The sequence below is a fragment of the Pantoea sp. nfd-35 genome, assembly GCF_056892255.1.
In genome coordinates, this window is sequence record NZ_CP122403.1 from 2,419,925 (window position 1) to 2,440,005 (window position 20,081).

Sequence of the window (20,081 nt, forward strand, 5' to 3'; positions counted from 1 at the left end):
TATCTCCATAGCGAATCAGAAAATCTCAAACAGCGCGCCTGCAATAAACTACAGGGTGACTTTGTTTGTTTTTAACTCATAATTATAGTCACTGACGCTGGTGATGTTCAGATGCATACCCTTTGAAAGTGGATGAGAAGGTGTAGCGCACAACGTCTCCTGCGGAAGAACATAAGGCTTCGTAAAAGTGATTTTCGATCCACCTTCATCTGTATTAACCAAAGGTGATAAACGGAACACTTTAGCGCTGGGATTACTTATACAGAGATCGCCCCGGACTAACTGATATTGTACGCGCTGCCACATATCTTTTTGCTCGATATCTTTTCTGACGTTAACTACGACCGGCAGATCTTGCCCAATGAGAATTTTCACCTTTCCATCGCTGACCTCATCCTTAGGTGGTAATCCTGTAAATACTACGCGCGCGATATGCTCTTTTACATCCGGCGTATTGGTTCGGTAAATTACCCGAATGCTCTGGATGTCGCCCGGACCTATTACAATAGCCTGAGGTTCAGTATACAGTGTGCCACCGGCAAGATTATCGTCTGGTAGACGCCGGATTTTGCTGTAAAGCAGCACACTTTTATCGCCATTATTCTTAATATCAATAGTCGACTCCTGCTTACCTGACTCGATCAACACCGCTGATGATGAAGGAAGAATTTCGGCACTGGCATCATGAATAAGACCTGTAAATATGAAAACACTCATAGAAACGTTACGAAGCATGGCAGTTGAAAATAACATTTTTAATACTCTCCTGTTGATTCAGACGACGAGATGAAAGTTTACATTGCATATTTAAATGCGTAGGTGACGACATACCTTCTGATTCCAGCTTTCCGATATCTTTTTCATCGATTAAAAGAATATCTTTGTCGATGAAACGGGCAATTAATTTTCCAGAACCGTCATAAAAAAGATCACTCTGATGAATGTCAGAAGGTTTGTGGCTCCATTTCAACAGCATTGAACGGTTATCCGCTATGCCAAATTTAAAGAACGGCACCGAGCCGCGAACAGCTGAAAAATCTCTGACGTTGTTTTTAATGATTACACCTGATGGCAGACCTTCCGGGCTAACGCGAATAAAATCATTTCGTCCTTCAGCGACAGGCGTAATTATGGCTTTTCCATCATGATTGGTGACCGCGCTACTTTGTAATGAGGCGACATCAAGATAATGATGGACGCCTGTGTCGACCACCGCCCAGGTATTGCCAATACGGTTTGGTGAGAAAATAACGCCTTCTTTACTTATGGCAACAGCACCGGATAAATATGCCGCGGTGGTCTGCGATACGCCTCCGGCATCTCGTCCCTGGGAGAGCGAGACATCCGCAGTGGTGTAAGGTGTAATGACGGCATTATCCAGCGAGTAGCTTTCTGAACGACCCGCGCCCAACGTACGCATCTGGCTGGCAGTCACGGTATAGTTTTTAGATACCGGCGCACTGAGCGAATTCGACAGGCGCGCTCTGTTACCGTACGTGTAATACTGACTTCGCCAGTTAGCGCTGTGTTTGTTGAAACTTAGTGGAAGGCTCAAGAAAAGATTGAGGCTGATCTTATCTTTTTGCGTTTGTCCGGGGCTTAATGACATGTAGGAGACACCTACGCCCAACGAAGCTTTTCCCACAGGTAAGTTCAGACTGCCTGACAATGAATTGAAACCAGGCGCATCGTAGAAACGATAATGTGTTAACGAGATACTTCCTGTCACGCCATAGGAAAACTGCTGCGTCTGCGTTAAACCAATGCTGCTCCGCTGTGCATTGTAATTCCCGAGTCGTGCCTGGCCAATATAGCTAAAATGCCGGCTGTTACGACTAAAATTAAGGCTGGTATTTTTATAGCTGCCTGAAACATCCAAACTCAGGCCCTTCTGGTTTTTCTCATTTTGTACGCTTGTCAGGCTGGAGCGAAAGCGAAAATCTTTTTCGAAAGCCGTATTGCTGACCGTAAGCCCGCGATAGCCTGACGTAGTGACCATAGCGACCGATGGGGCGAAGATTGAATTTAGCGTTCTGGAGAAACCGGCGCCGCTTACCGTGCTTCTGCTGCCGCTAACGGTACGTCCCGTAAAAGCATAATAGCCCGCGTTACCATCCTGGTCAGAGGTGATTTGCGCGCGTGAGATGATGCGCGAGTCAACGATCTGCCCGTCTCGCTTAACCAATACCCTGACGTCATCACTAAAGCCAGCTACCGGAATATTACGCAGTTCCGCATGGCCTTTCTGAATGATTTGTTTCCAGAGAAGCAAGTTATTTTGCCAGAACTCGACAGTCAGCGTTTCTGCAGCTTCATAATTAAAGTTCACAAATGCCGTCGCGTTGCCGTTGGCGGAGGAGATGATGGCACCATCAATATAGCCAGTGCCAAACCCACCATCGCTAACGATTGTTCGTCCTGCGCGGACGCGAACATTTTGATAGTCTCGCTCAATATAGCCATCACGTATCGTGTTAACCGCCGTACGTGCGTTACGGTTGCTAAAGGAACTGTAGTAACCATGTGAGCGAATAATCGTATTTTTCATATTAATTCCGGCTTCATAATCTGTATTGATACTGTTGAGGGAGGTTTCTCCTCCTGAAAAGCGATAGGCATAGGTATTGTAATTTATAAATGCCCCGTTCCCGCCACTCAACCTTTGCTTCCCCTCTGGATTAATCAGATATTTTACAGGGACTAATAACCGTAAGGTATTATTAGCCCGATCAAATTTAGCCTGAATCTGTTTATCCAGATAAAAATATTTACTGCCATTTCTGGCTTTGTAGGGCGACCATGCTAACGCTTTTATTCCTGCTTTTGATTTTATGTCTTCCGAATAAACCGCTGCATTTTTAACCGAAAAAACCCTTCCTGATAAAATATATTTTCCATTGATGTAAATATCAGATTCCGTTTCTCGCTCTGGCATTACATGCTGATTAAGTGCATTATCAAGCTGCGCAGAAGTGATACCATTCGCAGCCATCAAATTAGAATCAAAATGTAGCGTTTCACTCCGCACTGGTGCTATAAAAATTAAAAAGAAAATAACAGTAACAACATAATATATTTTTTGCATGTCAAAATCAGGCACCTCATAGGGAGATGCCTGCTGTCGCTCTCAAAAAAATAAATTAGAAATAACGTACGTTAATCTGTGCAGTACCCTGCCAGTCAACCTGTTGTGCATTGGTTATCATATTTCCGGCGTTTAATTGCGGTTCGATGTCAAACACCCATGAAATAACTTTCCCTGAGGCTGGTGCACTAGTCGTTTCATCCCATGGTGTCCAGTCTTCCGTTTTCTTATAACTCCAATTGGCATTTAACACACGACCAAACGCAGTACCACTATGCGAACCACTATTCTGGTAACCGAAAGAGGTCGTATTGGTCACGCCGTCTACCGTTGATGAAACAGGGCTGATGGTAAAATTCCCCAATTTATTTCCCGTTACCGGATCCATCCCTAAACCAAAAATACGCGTACTATCTGCATGCCCACTTCTGTTATTGGTATTCACACCCACCATAGCACTGCTTTCATTGGGGTCGGTCGCCCAGAATGCCACTTTCTGCGCTGAGGGACAACTTACCTGTAATGTCACTTGTTTCGCTGCAAAGGTATTGACCGCGGTTTGATTAAGATCTTCGTGCTGAGTAATCCCCCAGTCAAGAGCCTCACCGCCTACAACATTTGCTGTACAGGCGTTCGGCGCAATGATGCCATGAACATTAATGTCGGTTCCCGCCATGGCTGAATGGCAAAATAATGCACTGGTGGTGAAACTCAACGCTAATACTGTTTTATTAAAAGACACGTTATTCTTCCTTATCTCTGTATAAAAAAATCGACACAAGCCGCTCAGGCTTAATGCGGTGAGAAATATAACGTTAAATATTGAAATCGCCATATGAATTAATCTCTTTTTTTATAAAATAATCTTTTGTTTTTTATTGTTAAAAATCAATAAGATAGACACATACCCTATGCCACATTTAAAGCAATGTTTTTTTGATTGATTTATAAATAAATTCAGAAAAGAACATACACATCAACTCCCAATATTTACTTATCACTGCGTGAAAACCCGTCTTTTAAAGATTGCAATGGACACCTGCCGGATTAGCCTGCCCTTTCCAGTACCTTTTCATACTTTTTTCTGTGTCGAAGCGTCAGTACACACAACGCCATGCCGTCACATCTGATTGACGCTGTTTCATTGCCCTACTAATCACGTTTAAAATAGACAAACGTTCAGCCTGACGCTGTCGTTAGTCACTCAACCTGAATGCATTACTTAAGATGTTTCATTCCTGACCATTTTCATTCCTTTAGTTCATTACTGGTTTACATTGACTCACAGCCATATCTTTTAGTCAGATAGTCGTACCAGAAAAGCTTACCGTTTTATCCTACCTTCCCGTTAAATCAGCAATCTGTTTGAAAAAGAAAGTGCGGTGCAAACCGTGACGCTCTTAGAACATTGGGCCTCAGGCCTGGGTAGCGCACTTTTCGATACTTAACGTCAGGAGATCAGGAAACGACAGACATTCTGTCAGGTCGATGAGAGTGGTGTTTGTTACAGCGGGATATTTATTACATGATATCTACGATGCGTTGCTAAGCCATAATGTCGCAGGTATGGATAAATACAGAATGACACAGGTAAGTGAGGGCAGTTAAAAACATCATCAACGCCCCATTGAAATGCAATACCTTAACGTTAAACGAAGCAACCTAAGATTCTGTGATGCCCACCTGGAATTCTCGCGTGATTTACTTAAACAACGGCTGATGCGTGATCTCAGGCTGCAGTGACGATGAGTATCATTGAGGTAGAGGTTCTTTGAAAATGGAGGGTGTATTCGTTCCGCTCAGTCTGCAATCTGGGCTTAATCTGGTTGGTTTAACAACCCTGCGCATTATTTTCTTGCAGATTTTATCCTCGCCCAACCCCGTGGTCGCATGATGTCTGTCTGCGCGACCTGAGGCTACCTCTGATGTGGATAGCGCTGACGGCTTATTAAAAGACGTATGTATGTGCGTTTTTCATATGAGTGCGTATGCTGACAACAACGTCTGTTTTGAATGATGCCGTGAACGGCAGCAAGCGCGTAAACCAATGAGAGTTCAAATGAATCTGACACCTGCCGCTGACCAGAACGCCTGACTGACAGGGCAAATGAGAATGTATATAATTACTATTAGAGAAATTTTTGAGAAGTTAATTGCGCGTTTTAACATCGTTATCTGCTGTTTTTCGCGTGCGACAGCGGGCTACATAAGAAGCCTAAACCTGCTTCAGGTTCCCTCTAAAAACATTACTATTTTTTATTAAATTAAATTTAAAATTATAAACAATAAAATCAATTACTTACAACTTAAATCATGTATTTTATATTCCACTTAAATTAAAAAAGCCAAAGGCATGCAAATAAAACTCTTTTATTTAATTTGATTTGGAAATTATTCAGCACTATGCTGATGTCGATTCAGATAACAAATTTTTATCTATTAATTCCTTTCAATAGATGGGTATTCATGTCCATTTCTTTTGGTACAGATGGAGAGCACTTTGAGCCGAAAGATTACACTTAATCACTTTCTGGTTTTTGAACCCGAGAAAAAAAGAATTACTGGCAGAGGCAATCCGGCGATCATTAGTGCTTCAGCATCACTATGCTTCGAGTTGCTCATTGAAAATGTCGGTGAGTTAGTCACTCATCAACAGTTTTTTGACTATGCATGGCGTCGTTTTGGCATGGAGCCGACCTCTACGTCCCTCTATCAGAATATATCCAGCCTCAGGCGCGCACTGAGTAAAGCCGGACTGCAGGAAGACATCATTCGAACGATGCCCCGGCGTGGTTTTATCCTGTCACCACAAACCGTGGTGATGAAAGAAAATACCGTTACAGCCTCTTCAGCAGCTGTCTTGAGTGAGAAAAATTATGAACCTCTTTCGTCAGAAGAAAACACAGAATCCCACGAGGGAGCATCTCCAGCCGTGTTACAGCACGCAGATGTCGAAGATGATAAAGATCATAAGACGGTTTTACCCTCAACTCGTCAACGTGATCACTCGCCATGGTTACCCAAAACAGAAATGTTGTTAGCACGACTCTCTTTTAAAAATGTGTTTTTTACCGCCATCACTTTCGTTTCTTTTTGCTGTATTTTTATTTTTATCAAAGTCGAACCGCAATCGGCAGAGCCCGTTTTCGCTCACAGCATGGACTATAAAGGCTGCGTGATTTTTAATAACTCAGACGCCTGGCTCAATAGCGCTGAGTTAAAAAAACGCGTAGATGATTTGGATATCAATTGTAAAGACAGTCAATATATCTATATGACATCTTTTAAAAATGCTGACAGACTCTCTTACTTTCAATGCCAGCACCCCTTGCACGCTACAATTCGAGCAAACTGTCTCTCTCATTATTATGTTAAGAATTTCAACGATGAATAAAATTCTGGTTCTGACAGGGCTATGCTTTATCGCTCTTTTATTGTATCCATTTAGTGGAAACCGGGAACACCGTATATCATGTAAAGCGGATATTTCTTATCAGTGGCAAGATAGCACGCTAAATTTATTCATTTCTCAAAACATCCAGAATGGCAAAGGGATACTGGCTCTCTCTGGTACGCTTCATGAAAAAAATAAAGCCGATGGTTATTTAAGTAAAACCATATCTTTCTCCTATCGAGAACAGGGCTATTATTATCACCTTAACTCAGATTTGGTCATCAACTCGCCACAAATGACCATGAGCGTTCAGGATCAAAGAAAATGGTTACCTGATTTCTTTATTGAAAAAGGGAAGCCTCTGCTGCTGAAAATCAGGCCTTACGGTGATAAAGCCTGGCTTTTTTACTCTGAGACTACGCCACTTTTCGTCTGTGAAAGAAGTAGTTAGCTTTTTTAACGATTTTTCACCCTTGTCCACTGCACGACGCTGAGATCTCAATGTTGATAATCTTGACGTCGTGCAGTGCATTTTTTTAAGACGAAATCAGTTTACTTCTGGCAGAAACAACTCTGTTTCGCCCCTCATGCTTTGCCTGGTACAACCATTGGTCAACGGAAAGCAATGTTTCCTCAATATCGTTGTTATGGTGAGCTAAACTCTCCACGCCAGCTGATATTGTCATTTTTCCTACTTCGCTAAATTGCGCACATGCGATATGTTCACGGATACGATTTGCAATAGATTCAGCCTCTGAGATTTGTGTATTCGGAAAGAAAACAACAAATTCTTCGCCACCAAACCGACAAACAATATCGTTAGTGCGGCAGCCTTTTTTTAAAAACATCGCGACGGCCACTAACGTTTTATCACCGATATCATGCCCATAGTGATCATTAATGCGCTTAAAGTAATCGATATCGAAAGAGGCAAGACTATGTTCGTTTTTAGCAGAGAGGTAAGGCGCGGTAAGTTGCTCAAATCCACGTCGGTTATACAGTTTGGTCAGATGATCGGTTATTGCATCATCACGTAATATGGCCAACGTTTTATTAATTGTGTTCGAATAAGCCAAAAAAGATTTTTTCAGCCGGTCAGATTCTTTATACCACGTTTTTATACCCTTGATTTTGGGAGGCAAATCCTTCGTTGTAGTAGACCGGGTCAGGCCAGCGAGTCTTTCGAGCGGTTTGGAAATCTGCGTGGAAACAAAGATGCTCACACCGACCAATAGCAATGCTATCACCAGTCCATAAACCAACACATCTTTAGCGATAAGCGTGAGTGTCGTGCTGACCACGTCAGGCGAAACGCATACGAATACGTGCCAGTTGGTTTTGATAACGTCTGAATAGCCTAACAGGCAGTCGCGTTGTTCTAACGTTGTCTTTAATCCACCGCTGCTGGCCTGATTCAGCCGCGTCGTCAGGCTGGTAGTCAAAGGATTGTTTTTTCCTGTAAGCATCTCATCAGGTGAATAAATGACTTCTCCAGTATCTGAAACAATGCTGATCGTTGTTTTATCAGTGTAAAAATGATGGCTCATGAGGCGGCTTAAAATACTTTTTCTTTTCAGGTAGATAGATCCTGCAATATAACCCAGATACGCCCCCGAAGAGGAATAGATCGGGTTCGACAAAAAAATGAGATAGTTACCTGTGGAAGGTGTAAAGGGTTCTGATACGAACGCCCCCTTTTTTACCGCCATCAACTGTTCAGGGGCAACATTCAAAGACGTACCAACAGGCAGTAAACCTGGTGGAGAGGATGCCGCAACGTAACCGTCTGGCGTTAGCATCACGACTGAACTGAACATATCCGATTGCAGTCTTAATCTGTCAGCTTCTTGCTGTAGTGCCTGTTTGTCTTCAAAACGTTTAATCTGAGTGGCACTGTATGCAAGCTCTTTTTGTGCCGTTCTGAATGTACTGTCGGTCATATCAGCAAGCTTACGGGCATAGGCGGTGTTAGATTCAATAATTCTTTTTTCAGTCAGAACCTTAAGAACAACGCCCACCACCAATATCAGCATGAGTGCAGTAATGACTATGCAACCAACAGAATGCAGGCACAGAAGCCCTTTTAACGAGGGTTTATAGGTTTTATTCATTCCCACAGCAGGTCTCTGTTATTTGCCATCATTATTTCAAAGATATTAGCACTGCCTGGAAAAAACAAAGCGTTTCACGGCTAAACGTCACCCTCTTACTCTCGCTAATCAGCGACATCGCGCTGATAAAGGCGTAAATCCAGCGCTTGCCAGACTGGCAATCCGGTGACGCAGTTATACCGCTGGCACCCTCTTCTCCATCATTAACCTTATTCTGCCGTGAAAAAGAGGCGGGCCGTCGTTAACGTCTTCTGAAACAGGCCAAATACGTACAGGACAGGCATTCATTGCAAATGCGTTATGACCTGCTAGCAATAATAAACCGACATAACGCAGAGGGAATGGACATGCTTTATCCGTGATTGAGAAAGCATGCAGGCTGGCATGATGTGATACAACGCATGCACCCGCACGATGAATAATCCCTGTTCAGGCAATGCTTATTAACTCACGCTCTCTCACCTACCATTACCGATTATGGGTTGCGCCACCTGCTACTCAAAAAAGCGGCGCATCAGCGCCGCCCTTAGCTTATTGAATCAGCCGTTTCACCGGCGCGTTCCGTTGACGATCCCACATCACCGTCAGCAGGCGCTGTAACGCGATAAACGCAAACAGCAAAATGCCAATAGCAATCTTGGTCCACCAGGAACTGAGCGTGCCGTCAAAGTTGATCCAGGTTTGAATAAGCCCCTGAATTAACACGCCGAACAAGGTGCCCAGCACCGTGCCTACGCCACCCGAGAGTAAGGTTCCGCCAATCACTACAGAGGCAATCGCATCCAGTTCCACGCCCAATCCAGCCAGGGCATAGCCCGCCGAGGTATAGATGGAAAACACAATGCCGGCCAGCGTCGCCAGGGTAGTCGACAGCATGTAGATCTTAATGGTGGTGGCGCGGGTTGAAACGCCCATGAGTTGCGCGGAGGTCAGGCTGCCGCCAATCGCATAAACCTGATTACCAAAGCGAGTGCGGTGCGCCAGAATGATCCCGCCCGCCACCACCACCAGCATGATCAACGCCAGCAAACTGAGCCGCCCGCCCCCCGGAACCTTCCATGCCATGCTGGACAGCGTGGCGTAAAGAGGATGATCGATCGGAATAGAATTCTCAGAGACCAGGTAACTGCAGCCGCGCAGAAAAAACATGCCCGCCAGGGTGATAATAAATGCGGGAATTTTCAGCGCATCAATCAGCCAGCCCATCATGGCACCAAACATCGCTCCCATACCCAGGATGAGGGCAAACGCCAGGACGGGGTTGAGGTGATAGTCACCGATAACCTTTGCCAAAAATACACCCGAAAACGCAATGACGGCCCCCACCGAAAGATCGATGCCGCCCGATAAAATCACAAAGGTCATACCGACAGCGATAATGCCGAGGAAGGCGTTATCCGTCAAAATGTTACAGATCACCCGCGTGGAAGCAAAGCCGGGAAACTGGCTCAGGCAAAACAGATAGCCCATGACGAACACCAGTAGGGTGATCATTAGAGGCAGATGACGTTTAATCATGATGGACGTCTCCGTTTAAACATCGCAATAAAGCGCGGGGATTGCAGAAGCAGAACGCACATGACCACTATCGCCTTCACCACCTGATTCAACTCTGGCGGAAAGCCAGAGAGTAGAATACCGGTGTTCATCGACTGAATAATCAGCGCACCTATCAATGACAGCACGATGTTAAACCGGCCGCCCATCAGGGATGCTCCGCCGATGACCACGGCGAGAATCGCATCCAGTTCCAGCCACAATCCGGCATTGTTAGCATCTGCGCCACGAATATCCGCCGCCACAATCAGGCCGGCTACCGCCGCGCAAAGGCCGCTGATGGCATAGGTGGACATCACCACCAGCCAGCCATTTACGCCTGCATTGCGCGCGGCGCGCAGGTTAATGCCCACGGCTTCGATAAACAGCCCCAGGGCGGTTTTGCGCGCCAGTAGCCAGACCAGCAACGCAACCGCCACCGTGATCCAGACCGGCACCGGTAACAACCACAGCGCCCCATTCCCAAACCAGCCAAGGCTGTCATTATTAAAGGTTACGATTTGCCCCTGAGTAATAAGCTGAGCAATACCGCGTCCGGCGACCATTAAAATCAGCGTGGCAACAAACGGCTGGATACGGAGTAAGGCCACCAGAATGCCGTTCCATATGCCGCAGGCCAGACCGCTGGCCAGCGTCACCATAATGATAAAGGGTACACCGTGCCCGGCGACGGTCAGCGTAGCGGCGGTGGCGCCGGCAATCGCCATCACGGCGCCGACCGACAGGTCGATCCCGCGGGTGGCGATGACCAGCGTCATGCCGATGGCCAGTAAAGCAACGGGCGCGGCGCGGTTGATAATGTCGATCGGACTGCCAAACAGCCGTCCGTCCTGAAGATGAATCGCAAAAAAGTTATTCGCGACCAGGCTGTCAACTAACAGCACCAGCAACAGGGCAATAATCTGCGGCATGCCGGGCGGCAGCCTGAACTTGCGACGTTGAGGTTTGGTCGCGGTGACCGGGGATTCAAGCATGCTGCGTACCTCCGTCAGCAATAGCGTTAACGATTGCCGCCACTGAAAGCTGCTCCAGTGGAATTTCAGCCACCTGTTTCAGATCACGCATGATCAATACACGATCGGCGTAGCCGACCAGCTCTTCCAGCTCTGAAGAGATAACCAGCAGCGCCAGACCATCGGCACACAGCGACTCGATGAGGCGGATAATTTCCGCATGCGCGCCCACATCAATGCCGCGCGTCGGTTCATCCAGGATCAGGAACTGCGGTTTTGTCACCAGCCAGCGTGACAGCAGAACCTTTTGCTGATTGCCGCCCGATAACAGCTCAACGGGCTGCTCTGCATGCGGCGTGCGAATACCCAGACTTTTAATAAAACGTTCGGCAATCGCCTGCTGTTCCCGTTTTTTAATCGGCCGTAACCAGCCGCGCTGCGCCTGCAGGGCCAGAATAATGTTTTCCCGCACCGAGGCCGCACCAATGATACCGTCGGTTTTGCGGTCTTCCGGACAGAACCCCATGCCCAGGCGTGAAGCCTGAGCGGGCGTGCGAATGTGTTCAACTTTGCCTTTGATCTTTGCCGTACCGCGATCGGCGCGACGAATACCAAATAACACTTCGGCCGTTTCAGTGCGTCCGGACCCCAGCAGTCCGGCCAGCCCCACCACTTCGCCGGGCCTGACCTGCAGGCTGAAAGGCTCGATGGTGCCTTTCTTGCCGTAATCTTCAAAAGACACGACAGGCTGATTACTGCGTAGCGTGCTGCCCTGACGCTGCAGCGCGGTCGCCATCAGCTCACGGCCAATCATCAGTTTCACCAGATCAATCTGCGGCAGCGTTGCCGTGTCATGCGTGGCGATGAATTTACCATTGCGCAGTACGGTGATGCGGTCGGTGATGCGATAAACCTGATCCAGAAAATGCGTGACGAAAATCAGGCTCATGCCGCGATTTTTCAGCTGCGTCATGAGGGTAAACAGCATTTCAACTTCGCTGGCATCCAGGCTGGCAGTAGGTTCATCCAGAATCAGGACCTGCGCAGAAAGATCGACAGCCCGGCAGATGGCAATGATCTGCTGCATGGCGACTGAATAGTGGCCAAGGGGCCGGGTGACATCAAGGGCAAAACCGTAATTACGCATCAGGGCATCGGCATCGCGAACCATGCGCTTACGATCGATCATGCCAAAACGACGCGGTTCACGCCCGATATACAGGTTATCTGCCACCGACATGTTGGGCAGCAGGTTAACTTCCTGATAAACCGTACCGATACCGATATCCTGGGCTTCGGCGGTGCTGTGCGGCGAAATCGCCTGGCCGTTTAACGTTACGGTGCCGCTGTCCCGGGTGTAAACGCCGGTCAGGACTTTTATGAGTGTGGATTTTCCGGCGCCGTTTTCACCTAACAGCGCCATGATCTCGCCTTTACGCAGGCTGAAAGACACATCGTCCAGCGCTTTGACGCCGGGGAAGCCTTTACTGACGCCGCTGATGGCTAAAAGAGGTTGTTCGTTGTGTGTGGTCATGCTGTCAACTCCGCCCTACATCATGGAAAACCGCCCCGAAGGGCGGCCTGCGGCTTAGTAACCCATGTTCTTTTTCTTATCTAACTCGGCCTGCGCGTCAGCAGGTAAAAAGAGTTTTGATTGCGTTCTGATAATTTTTGGCGGCAGCGTGCCGTCTTTTTTGAATTTTTCCAGCGCGTCAAACGCCGGGCCTGCCATGTTTGGCGTTAATTCCACGTTTGCGTTGGCTTCGCCTGCCAGCATGGCTTTATAGATATCAGGTACACCGTCAATCGAACCGGTCAGGATGTCTTTACCCGGTTTCAGGCCGGCCTCTTTGATGGCCTGAATGGCACCGATGGCCATGTCATCGTTATGGGCGTAAACCATGCAAATGTTTTTGCCGTTATTCTCTGCTTTGATAAAGCTTTCCATGACTTCTTTACCTTTACTGCGGGTGAAGTCGCCAGACTGAGAACGGATGATTTTGATATTAGGATGACCGCTAATCGCTTCGGCAAAGCCTTTTTTGCGGTCGATGGCGACGCTGGCGCCTACCGTGCCTTGAAGTTCAACGACGTTACACTTCTTGTCGCCTACCGTTTTCACCAGCCAGTCACCGATAAGCTTACCTTCCAGCACGTTATCTGCCGTTACGACAGCCTGGTACAGCGAGTTGTCTTTCACCACAATGGCGCGATCCAGCAGGTAAACCGGGATTTTCGCGTCTTTAGCTTCTTCTAATACCGGCTCCCAGCCCGTCTGAACCACTGGTGCGATAAAGATGGCATCAACGCCCTGCGCAATAAATGAACGCACGGCCTTGATTTGGTTCTCTTGTTTTTGTTGTCCATCGGCAATCTTCAGATTGATGCCGCGTTTTTTGGCTTCGCTTTTTGCCACATTGGTTTCAGCCGAGCGCCAGCCGGATTCCGAACCTACCTGTGAGAATCCCACTGTCATTTCCGCCGCTAACACTGAGCCACTTAATGCGGCGCTGACCAGCGTGGTCAGGAGTAAACGTTTCCACATAGTTTTTATTCCTCTGAAGGGCGTTTGCTGTATAGGGTAAAGTGCCCATTAAGACTGACGTAAAAAAAAGTAAATTAGGGCGACACGCTTCACAAAATCGAGCGATTTAAAGGAGTTACGCGTTTCATGAGGACGAGTTTCATCAGGGGTTATGGACAAAACGCCTGTGTGTTTTTTCAACTTATGATAAATAAATGTAATAAACAGAATCGTTTAAGTGTAGGCCAGTTGAAAACGATTACAGGGAGGCGTACAGAATGAGTTACGGCAATTATTCGGCGACAAAAAGTGCATTTTGTGATTTCCAGCACATCCCTACAGGGCCCTGTATATCGAATGAAACGATTCCGCTATAAGCCTTTGTTGAGGGTTTACTGACGTTCTCTTCATCTGACGCGGGAAACGGGAATTAATGGCAGTCGATTCGTACATATAAACAAATAAAAAGTTACCTGGTCTGATCAACCCAAACAACATGCGCCCTGTACAGCACCTGACCTGATAACGGCGGCGACGTTTACTGTGCACGAAAATGATGAAAAGGGTTGTTTAGCGATCAATCTCTCGTGATTGTCTGATTTTCGCTTTTTTTAAGTGGCAGAACTGGACACGGCCGGGTGTCTCCCTATACTTGGCATTCTTTCCCATCCATCCGTTACGATAAAAATGACTGCGCACGATTATCTTTTAAAATTCCGCAAAGTGAATAACCTCGACAGTCTGGAAAAACTCTACGACCATCTGAATTATTCCCTTTCTGACAACACCGATATCATCAATATGTACCGGGCTGCAGATCATCGTCGCGCAGAGCTGGTATCCGGTGGTCGTCTGTTTGATCTGGGCTGCGTACCTAAATCGGTATGGCGCTACGTGGTATAATTCTGAGGTTCAGAATATTGTCTGAAAGCGCTTAGCCATAATGTTTCCCTTCTGTCTTAACATGCTATTCTGAGCCGCTTCTGACATTGAGACAGGATTAACCGCAATGAACACACAGGATGCCGCACCCCGAATTGGTGGCTGGCTTTTAGTGCCGCTGGCATGGTTGCTGATGACGCTGCTCACCACGGCGCTGGTGATGGCCATGTATCTGACACCGCTGTTTGATACACAATGGCGCGCCACCCTGTTTAATCACAGTTCGCTCGTCACCACCTACTGGGCCATTTCGCTTTTCACCGCCACCGCGCTGTGGGCTTACAGCATGTGGGTTGTGTGGATTTTCTTTAAGCGCTCTTCCCGGCTGCCCCGCCATTATATTGTCTGGTTGCTGATTACCGTGCTGCTGGCCCTGAAAACGTTTGCCTTTACGCCGGTTTCTGACGCCCGGGCGATTCAGACGTTACTGCTGTCTCTGGCGGCAGCGGCAATTTTTGTGCCTTATTTCAAGCGTTCAGCACGGGTAAAAGCGACGTTTACTCAGCGGTGAGGCCAAAATTATCGCCAACAGTTTAATCCTGAGTGCGGTTGTCCGTAGACAATGTTGTGTCACAGTTGTGATACAGCGTTTTATCAATGATAATAAGCCGCTTTCTGGTATTCAGGCGAAAAAATGACCGATTATCTCCTTCTCTTTGTGGGTACTGTGCTGGTGAATAACTTCGTTTTGGTGAAGTTCCTCGGCCTGTGTCCCTTTATGGGCGTTTCCAAAAAGCTGGAAACGGCGATTGGCATGGGCCTCGCCACCACATTTGTTATCACACTGGCCTCTATTTGTGCATGGCTGGTGAACCATCTTATTCTGGTGCCACTGGACTTAGTGTACCTGCGCACCATGGCCTATATTCTGGTGATCGCCGTGGTTGTGCAGTTCACCGAAATGGTGGTGCGCAAAACCAGCCCGTCGCTTTACCGACTGCTGGGTATTTTCCTGCCGCTGATTACCACCAACTGCGCGGTGCTGGGCGTTCCCTTGTTGAGTGTTAACCTCAACCACACCTTCCTGCAGGCGGCGCTGTATGGATTCAGCGCCTCGCTGGGCTTCTCGCTTGTCATGGTGCTGTTTGCCGGTATGCGTGAGCGCCTGGTTCTGGCAAACGTGCCTGCCCCGTTCAAAGGAAACTCGATTGCGCTGATCACCGCAGGCCTGATGGCACTGGCGTTTATGGGCTTTACCGGTTTGGTGAAATTCTGATGAGTGCGATTTGGATAGCGGTTGCGGTATTAAGCGCCCTGAGCCTTGTGTTTGGCGCCCTGCTGGGTTACGCCTCACGACGCTTTGAGGTTGAAGAAGATCCCATTGTTGAGCAGATCGACGCTGTTCTTCCGCAAAGCCAGTGCGGCCAGTGCGGTTATCCTGGCTGTCGTCCTTATGCCGATGCGGTGGGCAATAACGGTGAAGCCATCAACAAATGTGCGCCCGGTGGCGAACAGACCATGCTGAAGCTGGCGGCCCTGCTCAACGTTGAGCCGCAGCCGATTGATGGTGACGAAGAAGCCAAAGCGCCCGTGCGCACCGTGGCATGGATAGATGAAGCGAACTGTATTGGCTGCACGAAATGTATTCAGGCCTGCCCGGTTGATGCCATCGTTGGCGCAACACGCGCCATGCACACCGTGCTGAGCGACGTGTGTACGGGCTGCGACCTGTGTGTCGCGCCTTGTCCTACCGATTGTATTGAGATGCGTCCGGTTGCCACCACCACGGCCAACTGGAAATGGGATCTTGAAACCATTCCTGTTCGGGTGATCCCGGTAGAGAGTCATGCTTAATCTGCTAAATTTTTTTAAAAAAGAGAAAACCTGGGATTTTCAGGGCGGCATTCATCCGCCTGAAATGAAAACCCAGTCTAACGGTACGCCACTGGCCGAGCTGCCGCTGCCGCACCGGTTTATTATTCCGCTGAAACAGCATATTGGTCATGAAGGTGAGATCTGCGTATCGCCGGGCGATCGCGTACTGCGCGGTCAGCCACTGACGTTTGGCCAGGGCAGAATGCTGCCGGTGCACGCACCGACGTCCGGCGTCATCGAGGATATTGCCCAGCACATGACGGCTCACCCTTCGGGCCTGTCAGAGCTGTGTATTTTCCTGACGCCGGATGGTGAGGACCGCTGGATGCCGCTGGAACCGCTGCCGGACTACCGCCAGCATGAACGAGCCGCCATCCTGAAACGCATTCACGATGCCGGCATCGCCGGCCTGGGCGGCGCAGGCTTCCCGACCGCCACTAAGCTGAAAGGCGGCCTGCGGGGCGTTAAAACGCTGATTATCAATGCCGCCGAGTGTGAGCCCTATATCACCGCTGACGATCGGCTGATGCAGGATTACGCAGCCGAAGTGCTGGAAGGCAGCCGGATTCTGGCCTGGGTCTTACAGGCAGATCGCGTTTTAATTGGCATCGAAGATAACAAACCTGAAGCCATCGCCGCTCTGAAGCAGGCGCTGGGCGGTGAGCGCGATCTCCAGATTCGCGTCATTCCCACCAAGTATCCTTCGGGCGGTGCCAAACAGCTCACCAAAATTCTTACCGGTATGGAAGTGCCGCACGGCGGACGCTCGACGGACATTGGCGTGCTGATGCAAAACGTCGGCACGGCCTGGGCGGTTAAGCGCGCCATCATTAATGGCGAGCCCATCACCGAGCGCGTGGTCACGCTGACAGGTGAAGCCATCGCCCAGCCACGTAATGTGTGGAGCCGGTTGGGTACGCCAATCAGTCATCTGCTTCATCAGGTCGGTTTTCATCCCTCGCCACGCCAGATGGTGATTATGGGCGGCCCGCTGATGGGCTTTACCCTGCCGTCACTGGATGTCCCGGTGGTTAAAATCACCAACTGTATTCTGGCACCGTCCAGCACGGAAATGGGCAACGACGAGCAGGAGCAGTCCTGTATTCGCTGCTCTGCCTGTGCTGATGCCTGCCCGGCTAAGCTGCTGCCGCAGCAGCTTTACTGGTACAGCAAGGGCGGCGATCATGATAAAGCCCGTGCGCACCATATTGATGACTGTATTGAATGCGGTGCCTGCGCCTATGTTTGCCCCAGCAACATCCCGCTGGTGCAGTATTACCGCCAGGAAAAAGCCGAGTTGCGGGCTATCGATCTGGAAGCCAAACGGACGCTGGAAGCGAAAGCACGGTTTGAAGCGCGTCAGGCACGACTCGAACGGGAAAAACAGGCACGTGAAGCACGCCATGCAGAGGCGAAGCAGCGCGTAGCGCGCAGCGACAGTGCTGAACTGGCTGCGGCTCAGGCACGCGCGAAAGCAAAACCTGGTGGAAACGAAGAGGCCGTCGCCGAGGCTCGCCATGCTCAGGCTCGCCTGCGCCAGGCTGAAGCCCAGTCGGAAACCCAGGCACTGAGCCGCCAGACGACCGATCCGCGCAAAGCGGCGGTTGAAGCCGCTATTGCGCGTGCTAAAGCAAAAAAATCAGCCGTTCCGGACGCGTCTGAAGAGGTGGCGGAGGATCCACGCAAGGCCGCCGTAGCCGCCGCCGTGGAGCGCGCCAAAGCGAAGAAAGCCGCGCAGGCCGCCAGCGCTGAAGGTACTGAGGATGTGCAGCCCGCCCCACCGGAGGATCCACGCAAGGCCGCCGTAGCCGCCGCCGTGGAGCGCGCCAAAGCGAAGAAAGCCGCGCAGGCCGCCAGCGCTGAAGGTACTGAGGATGTGCAGCCCGCCCCACCGGAGGATCCACGCAAGGCCGCCGTGGCCGCCGCCGTGGAACGTGCCAGAGCGAAGAAAGCCGCGCAGGCCGCCAGCGCTGAAAGTACTGAGGATGTGCCGCCCGCCCCGCCGGAAGACCCGCGCAAGGCCGCCGTGGCCGCCGCCGTGGAACGCGCCAGAGCGAAGAAAGCCGCGCAGGCCGCCGTCGCTGAAAGTACTGAGGATGTGCAGCCCGCTCCGCCGGAAGACCCGCGCAAGGCCGCCGTGGCCGCCGCCGTGGAACGCGCCAAAGCGAAGAAAGCCGCGCAGGCCGCCGTCACTGAAAGTACTGAGGATGTGCAGCCCGCTCCGCCGGAAGACCCGCGCAAGGCCGCCGTGGCCGCCGCTGTGGAACGCGCCAAAGCGAAGAAAGCCGCGCAGGCCGCCGTCGCTGAAAGTACCGAGGATGTGCAGCCCGCTCCGCCGGAAGACCCACGCAAGGCCGCCGTGGCCGCCGCCGTGGAGCGTGCCAAAGCGAAGAAAGCCGCCGCCGCCCTGGCTCGCGCGGAGGACGCTTCTCGCGATGCTGCACTGGCTGCAACAGAGGCGCACCGTGACGTCGAGCAGGCGGAAATGGTGCAAGAACAAGCCAATAATGCGAATGCTGAAGCCGAACAGGCGCCGGAACTTGAGCACCCTACTGACGCGCGCAAAGCCGCTATTGCGGCTGCTATCGAACGTGCCAAAGCGCGTAAAGCGCAATCGACATTGACACCTGAGGACTAAATGGCTTTTCGTATAGCAAGTTCACCTTATACCCACAACCGGCGCAGCACCGGCAACATCATGATGCTGGTGGTGCTGGCTGCACTGCCGGGCTTTGCAGCGCAGTGTTATTTCTTTGGCGTGGGCACGCTGTTGCAGGTGATTCTGGCCTCGGTAACGGCGTTGCTTACCGAAGCGGCCATCCTGCGTTTACGCAAAAGCCCGGTTGCTGCCAACCTTGCGGATAATTCAGCCCTCTTGACGGCCATTCTGCTGGGAATCAGCATCCCCTCTCTGGCGCCCTGGTGGCTGGTAGTGATCGGTACAGTCTTTGCGATCGTGATCGCCAAGCAGCTTTACGGTGGACTGGGACAAAATCCCTTTAATCCGGCGATGGTAGGCTATGTGGTGCTACTGATCTCGTTTCCGGTACAGATGACCAGTTGGATGCCGCCGGACGCGTTACAGATGATTAAACCGGGGATGCTCGATTCACTCAGTATGATTTTTACCGGCCATACTCTTGCGGGCGACACGATGCAGCAGCTGCAGCTCGGTGCCGATGGCGTCAGCCAGGCCACGCCGCTCGATACATTTAAAACCGGCCTGCGCGCGGGCCACAGCGCCGCGCAACTTCTGGCCCAGCCCATTTACAGTGGTGTGCTCGCGGGTCTCGGCTGGCAGTGGGTTAACCTGGGTTATCTGGTGGGCGGTCTGTTCCTGCTATGGAAAAACGCCATTCGCTGGCATATCCCGGCTGCCATTTTGCTGTCGCTGGCCTTCTGCGCAACGCTGGGCTGGCTGTTCTCGCCCGCTACGCTCAACAGCCCAGTGATTCATCTGTTCTCAGGTGCCACTATGCTTGGGGCATTTTTTATTGCTACCGATCCGGTCACCGCTTCCACGACCGACCGTGGTCGTTTACTCTACGGTGCGCTGATTGGGCTGCTGATCTGGTTAATTCGCAGCTTCGGCGGATATCCGGACGGCGTTGCTTTCGCTGTATTGCTGGCTAATATATGCGTACCGCTGATTGACTATTACACTCAGCCGCGTGTTTACGGCCATCAAAAGGATTAAATG

16 protein-coding genes are annotated in these 20,081 nt (G+C 50.0%); 8 read left to right on the forward strand and 8 right to left on the reverse strand.

The annotated features are described in order from the left end of the window. Positions 1–48: 48 nt before the first annotated feature. Genes P9J57_RS11235 through P9J57_RS11245 form a run of 3 tightly spaced genes read right to left on the reverse strand, consistent with a single transcriptional unit; the run spans position 49 to position 3,827 of the window. Positions 49–753 (reverse strand): fimbria/pilus periplasmic chaperone, encoded by a 705-nt coding sequence (locus P9J57_RS11235; protein ID WP_105080206.1) that lies wholly within the window; start codon positions 751–753, stop codon positions 49–51. Then, positions 725–3,085, reverse strand: coding sequence for a fimbria/pilus outer membrane usher protein (locus P9J57_RS11240; RefSeq protein WP_105080205.1), 2,361 nt, complete (start codon positions 3,083–3,085; stop codon positions 725–727). Before P9J57_RS11240 ends, P9J57_RS11235 begins: the two co-directional genes overlap by 29 nt. A gap of 55 nt (positions 3,086–3,140) precedes the next feature. Continuing rightward, complete coding sequence (locus tag P9J57_RS11245) at positions 3,141–3,827, reverse strand: DUF1120 domain-containing protein (RefSeq protein WP_231858583.1); 687 nt, start codon at positions 3,825–3,827, stop codon at positions 3,141–3,143. 1,758 nt (positions 3,828–5,585) lie between these two features. Here P9J57_RS11245 and P9J57_RS11250 point away from each other — a divergent pair. After that, a complete protein-coding gene (locus P9J57_RS11250; RefSeq protein WP_063879466.1) occupies positions 5,586–6,479 on the forward strand; it encodes a winged helix-turn-helix domain-containing protein in 894 nt (297 codons plus the stop codon). Next, positions 6,472–6,930, forward strand: a complete 459-nt coding sequence (locus P9J57_RS11255) for a hypothetical protein (RefSeq protein WP_019105277.1) — start codon at positions 6,472–6,474, stop codon at positions 6,928–6,930. Before P9J57_RS11250 ends, P9J57_RS11255 begins: the two co-directional genes overlap by 8 nt. An 85-nt stretch (positions 6,931–7,015) precedes the next feature. On the opposite strand, the gene P9J57_RS11260 is transcribed toward P9J57_RS11255, so the two are convergent. The 5 genes from P9J57_RS11260 to ytfQ all read right to left on the reverse strand — a co-directional run bounded on the left by P9J57_RS11260 (position 7,016) and on the right by ytfQ (position 13,645). Then, positions 7,016–8,596, reverse strand: a complete 1,581-nt coding sequence (locus tag P9J57_RS11260; RefSeq protein ID WP_014605916.1) for a sensor domain-containing diguanylate cyclase — start codon at positions 8,594–8,596, stop codon at positions 7,016–7,018. A 525-nt stretch (positions 8,597–9,121) separates the two neighbouring features. Beyond that, positions 9,122–10,108, reverse strand: a complete 987-nt coding sequence (gene yjfF, locus P9J57_RS11265) for a galactofuranose ABC transporter, permease protein YjfF (protein WP_013025669.1) — start codon at positions 10,106–10,108, stop codon at positions 9,122–9,124. Next, positions 10,105–11,121, reverse strand: a complete 1,017-nt coding sequence (gene ytfT, locus P9J57_RS11270; RefSeq protein WP_483279215.1) for a galactofuranose ABC transporter, ATP-binding protein YtfT — start codon at positions 11,119–11,121, stop codon at positions 10,105–10,107. The genes yjfF and ytfT overlap by 4 nt, the downstream gene beginning before the upstream one ends. Then, positions 11,114–12,634 (reverse strand): sugar ABC transporter ATP-binding protein, encoded by a 1,521-nt coding sequence (locus tag P9J57_RS11275; protein WP_022622728.1) that lies wholly within the window; start codon positions 12,632–12,634, stop codon positions 11,114–11,116. Before P9J57_RS11275 ends, ytfT begins: the two co-directional genes overlap by 8 nt. 54 nt (positions 12,635–12,688) lie before the next feature. Then, positions 12,689–13,645 carry a galactofuranose ABC transporter, galactofuranose-binding protein YtfQ gene (gene ytfQ, locus P9J57_RS11280; RefSeq protein WP_013025666.1) on the reverse strand — a complete coding sequence of 319 codons (957 nt, stop codon included), beginning with the start codon at positions 13,643–13,645 and terminating at the stop codon, positions 12,689–12,691. A gap of 666 nt (positions 13,646–14,311) precedes the next feature. Here ytfQ and ydgT point away from each other — a divergent pair. From ydgT to rsxD, 6 genes are all read left to right on the forward strand, one after another. Continuing rightward, the gene (gene ydgT / locus P9J57_RS11285; protein ID WP_014605919.1) at positions 14,312–14,527 is read left to right on the forward strand and encodes a transcription modulator YdgT; all 216 of its coding nucleotides are present in this window, start codon (positions 14,312–14,314) and stop codon (positions 14,525–14,527) included. 106 nt (positions 14,528–14,633) lie between these two features. Continuing rightward, on the forward strand, positions 14,634–15,077 hold the full coding sequence (locus P9J57_RS11290; RefSeq protein WP_013025664.1) for a DUF2569 domain-containing protein: 444 nt from the start codon (positions 14,634–14,636) through the stop codon (positions 15,075–15,077). Positions 15,078–15,200: 123 nt separating this feature from the next. After that, positions 15,201–15,782 (forward strand): electron transport complex subunit RsxA, encoded by a 582-nt coding sequence (gene rsxA / locus P9J57_RS11295; protein WP_013025663.1) that lies wholly within the window; start codon positions 15,201–15,203, stop codon positions 15,780–15,782. Then, positions 15,782–16,360 (forward strand): electron transport complex subunit RsxB, encoded by a 579-nt coding sequence (gene rsxB / locus P9J57_RS11300; RefSeq protein ID WP_013025662.1) that lies wholly within the window; start codon positions 15,782–15,784, stop codon positions 16,358–16,360. Before rsxA ends, rsxB begins: the two co-directional genes overlap by 1 nt. Further along, positions 16,353–19,019: an electron transport complex subunit RsxC gene (rsxC, locus tag P9J57_RS11305; protein WP_483279216.1), complete on the forward strand. Its 2,667-nt coding sequence runs from the start codon at positions 16,353–16,355 to the stop codon at positions 19,017–19,019. The genes rsxB and rsxC overlap by 8 nt, the downstream gene beginning before the upstream one ends. Beyond that, the gene (rsxD, locus tag P9J57_RS11310) at positions 19,020–20,078 is read left to right on the forward strand and encodes an electron transport complex subunit RsxD (RefSeq protein WP_013025660.1); all 1,059 of its coding nucleotides are present in this window, start codon (positions 19,020–19,022) and stop codon (positions 20,076–20,078) included. Positions 20,079–20,081: the final 3 nt, after the last annotated feature.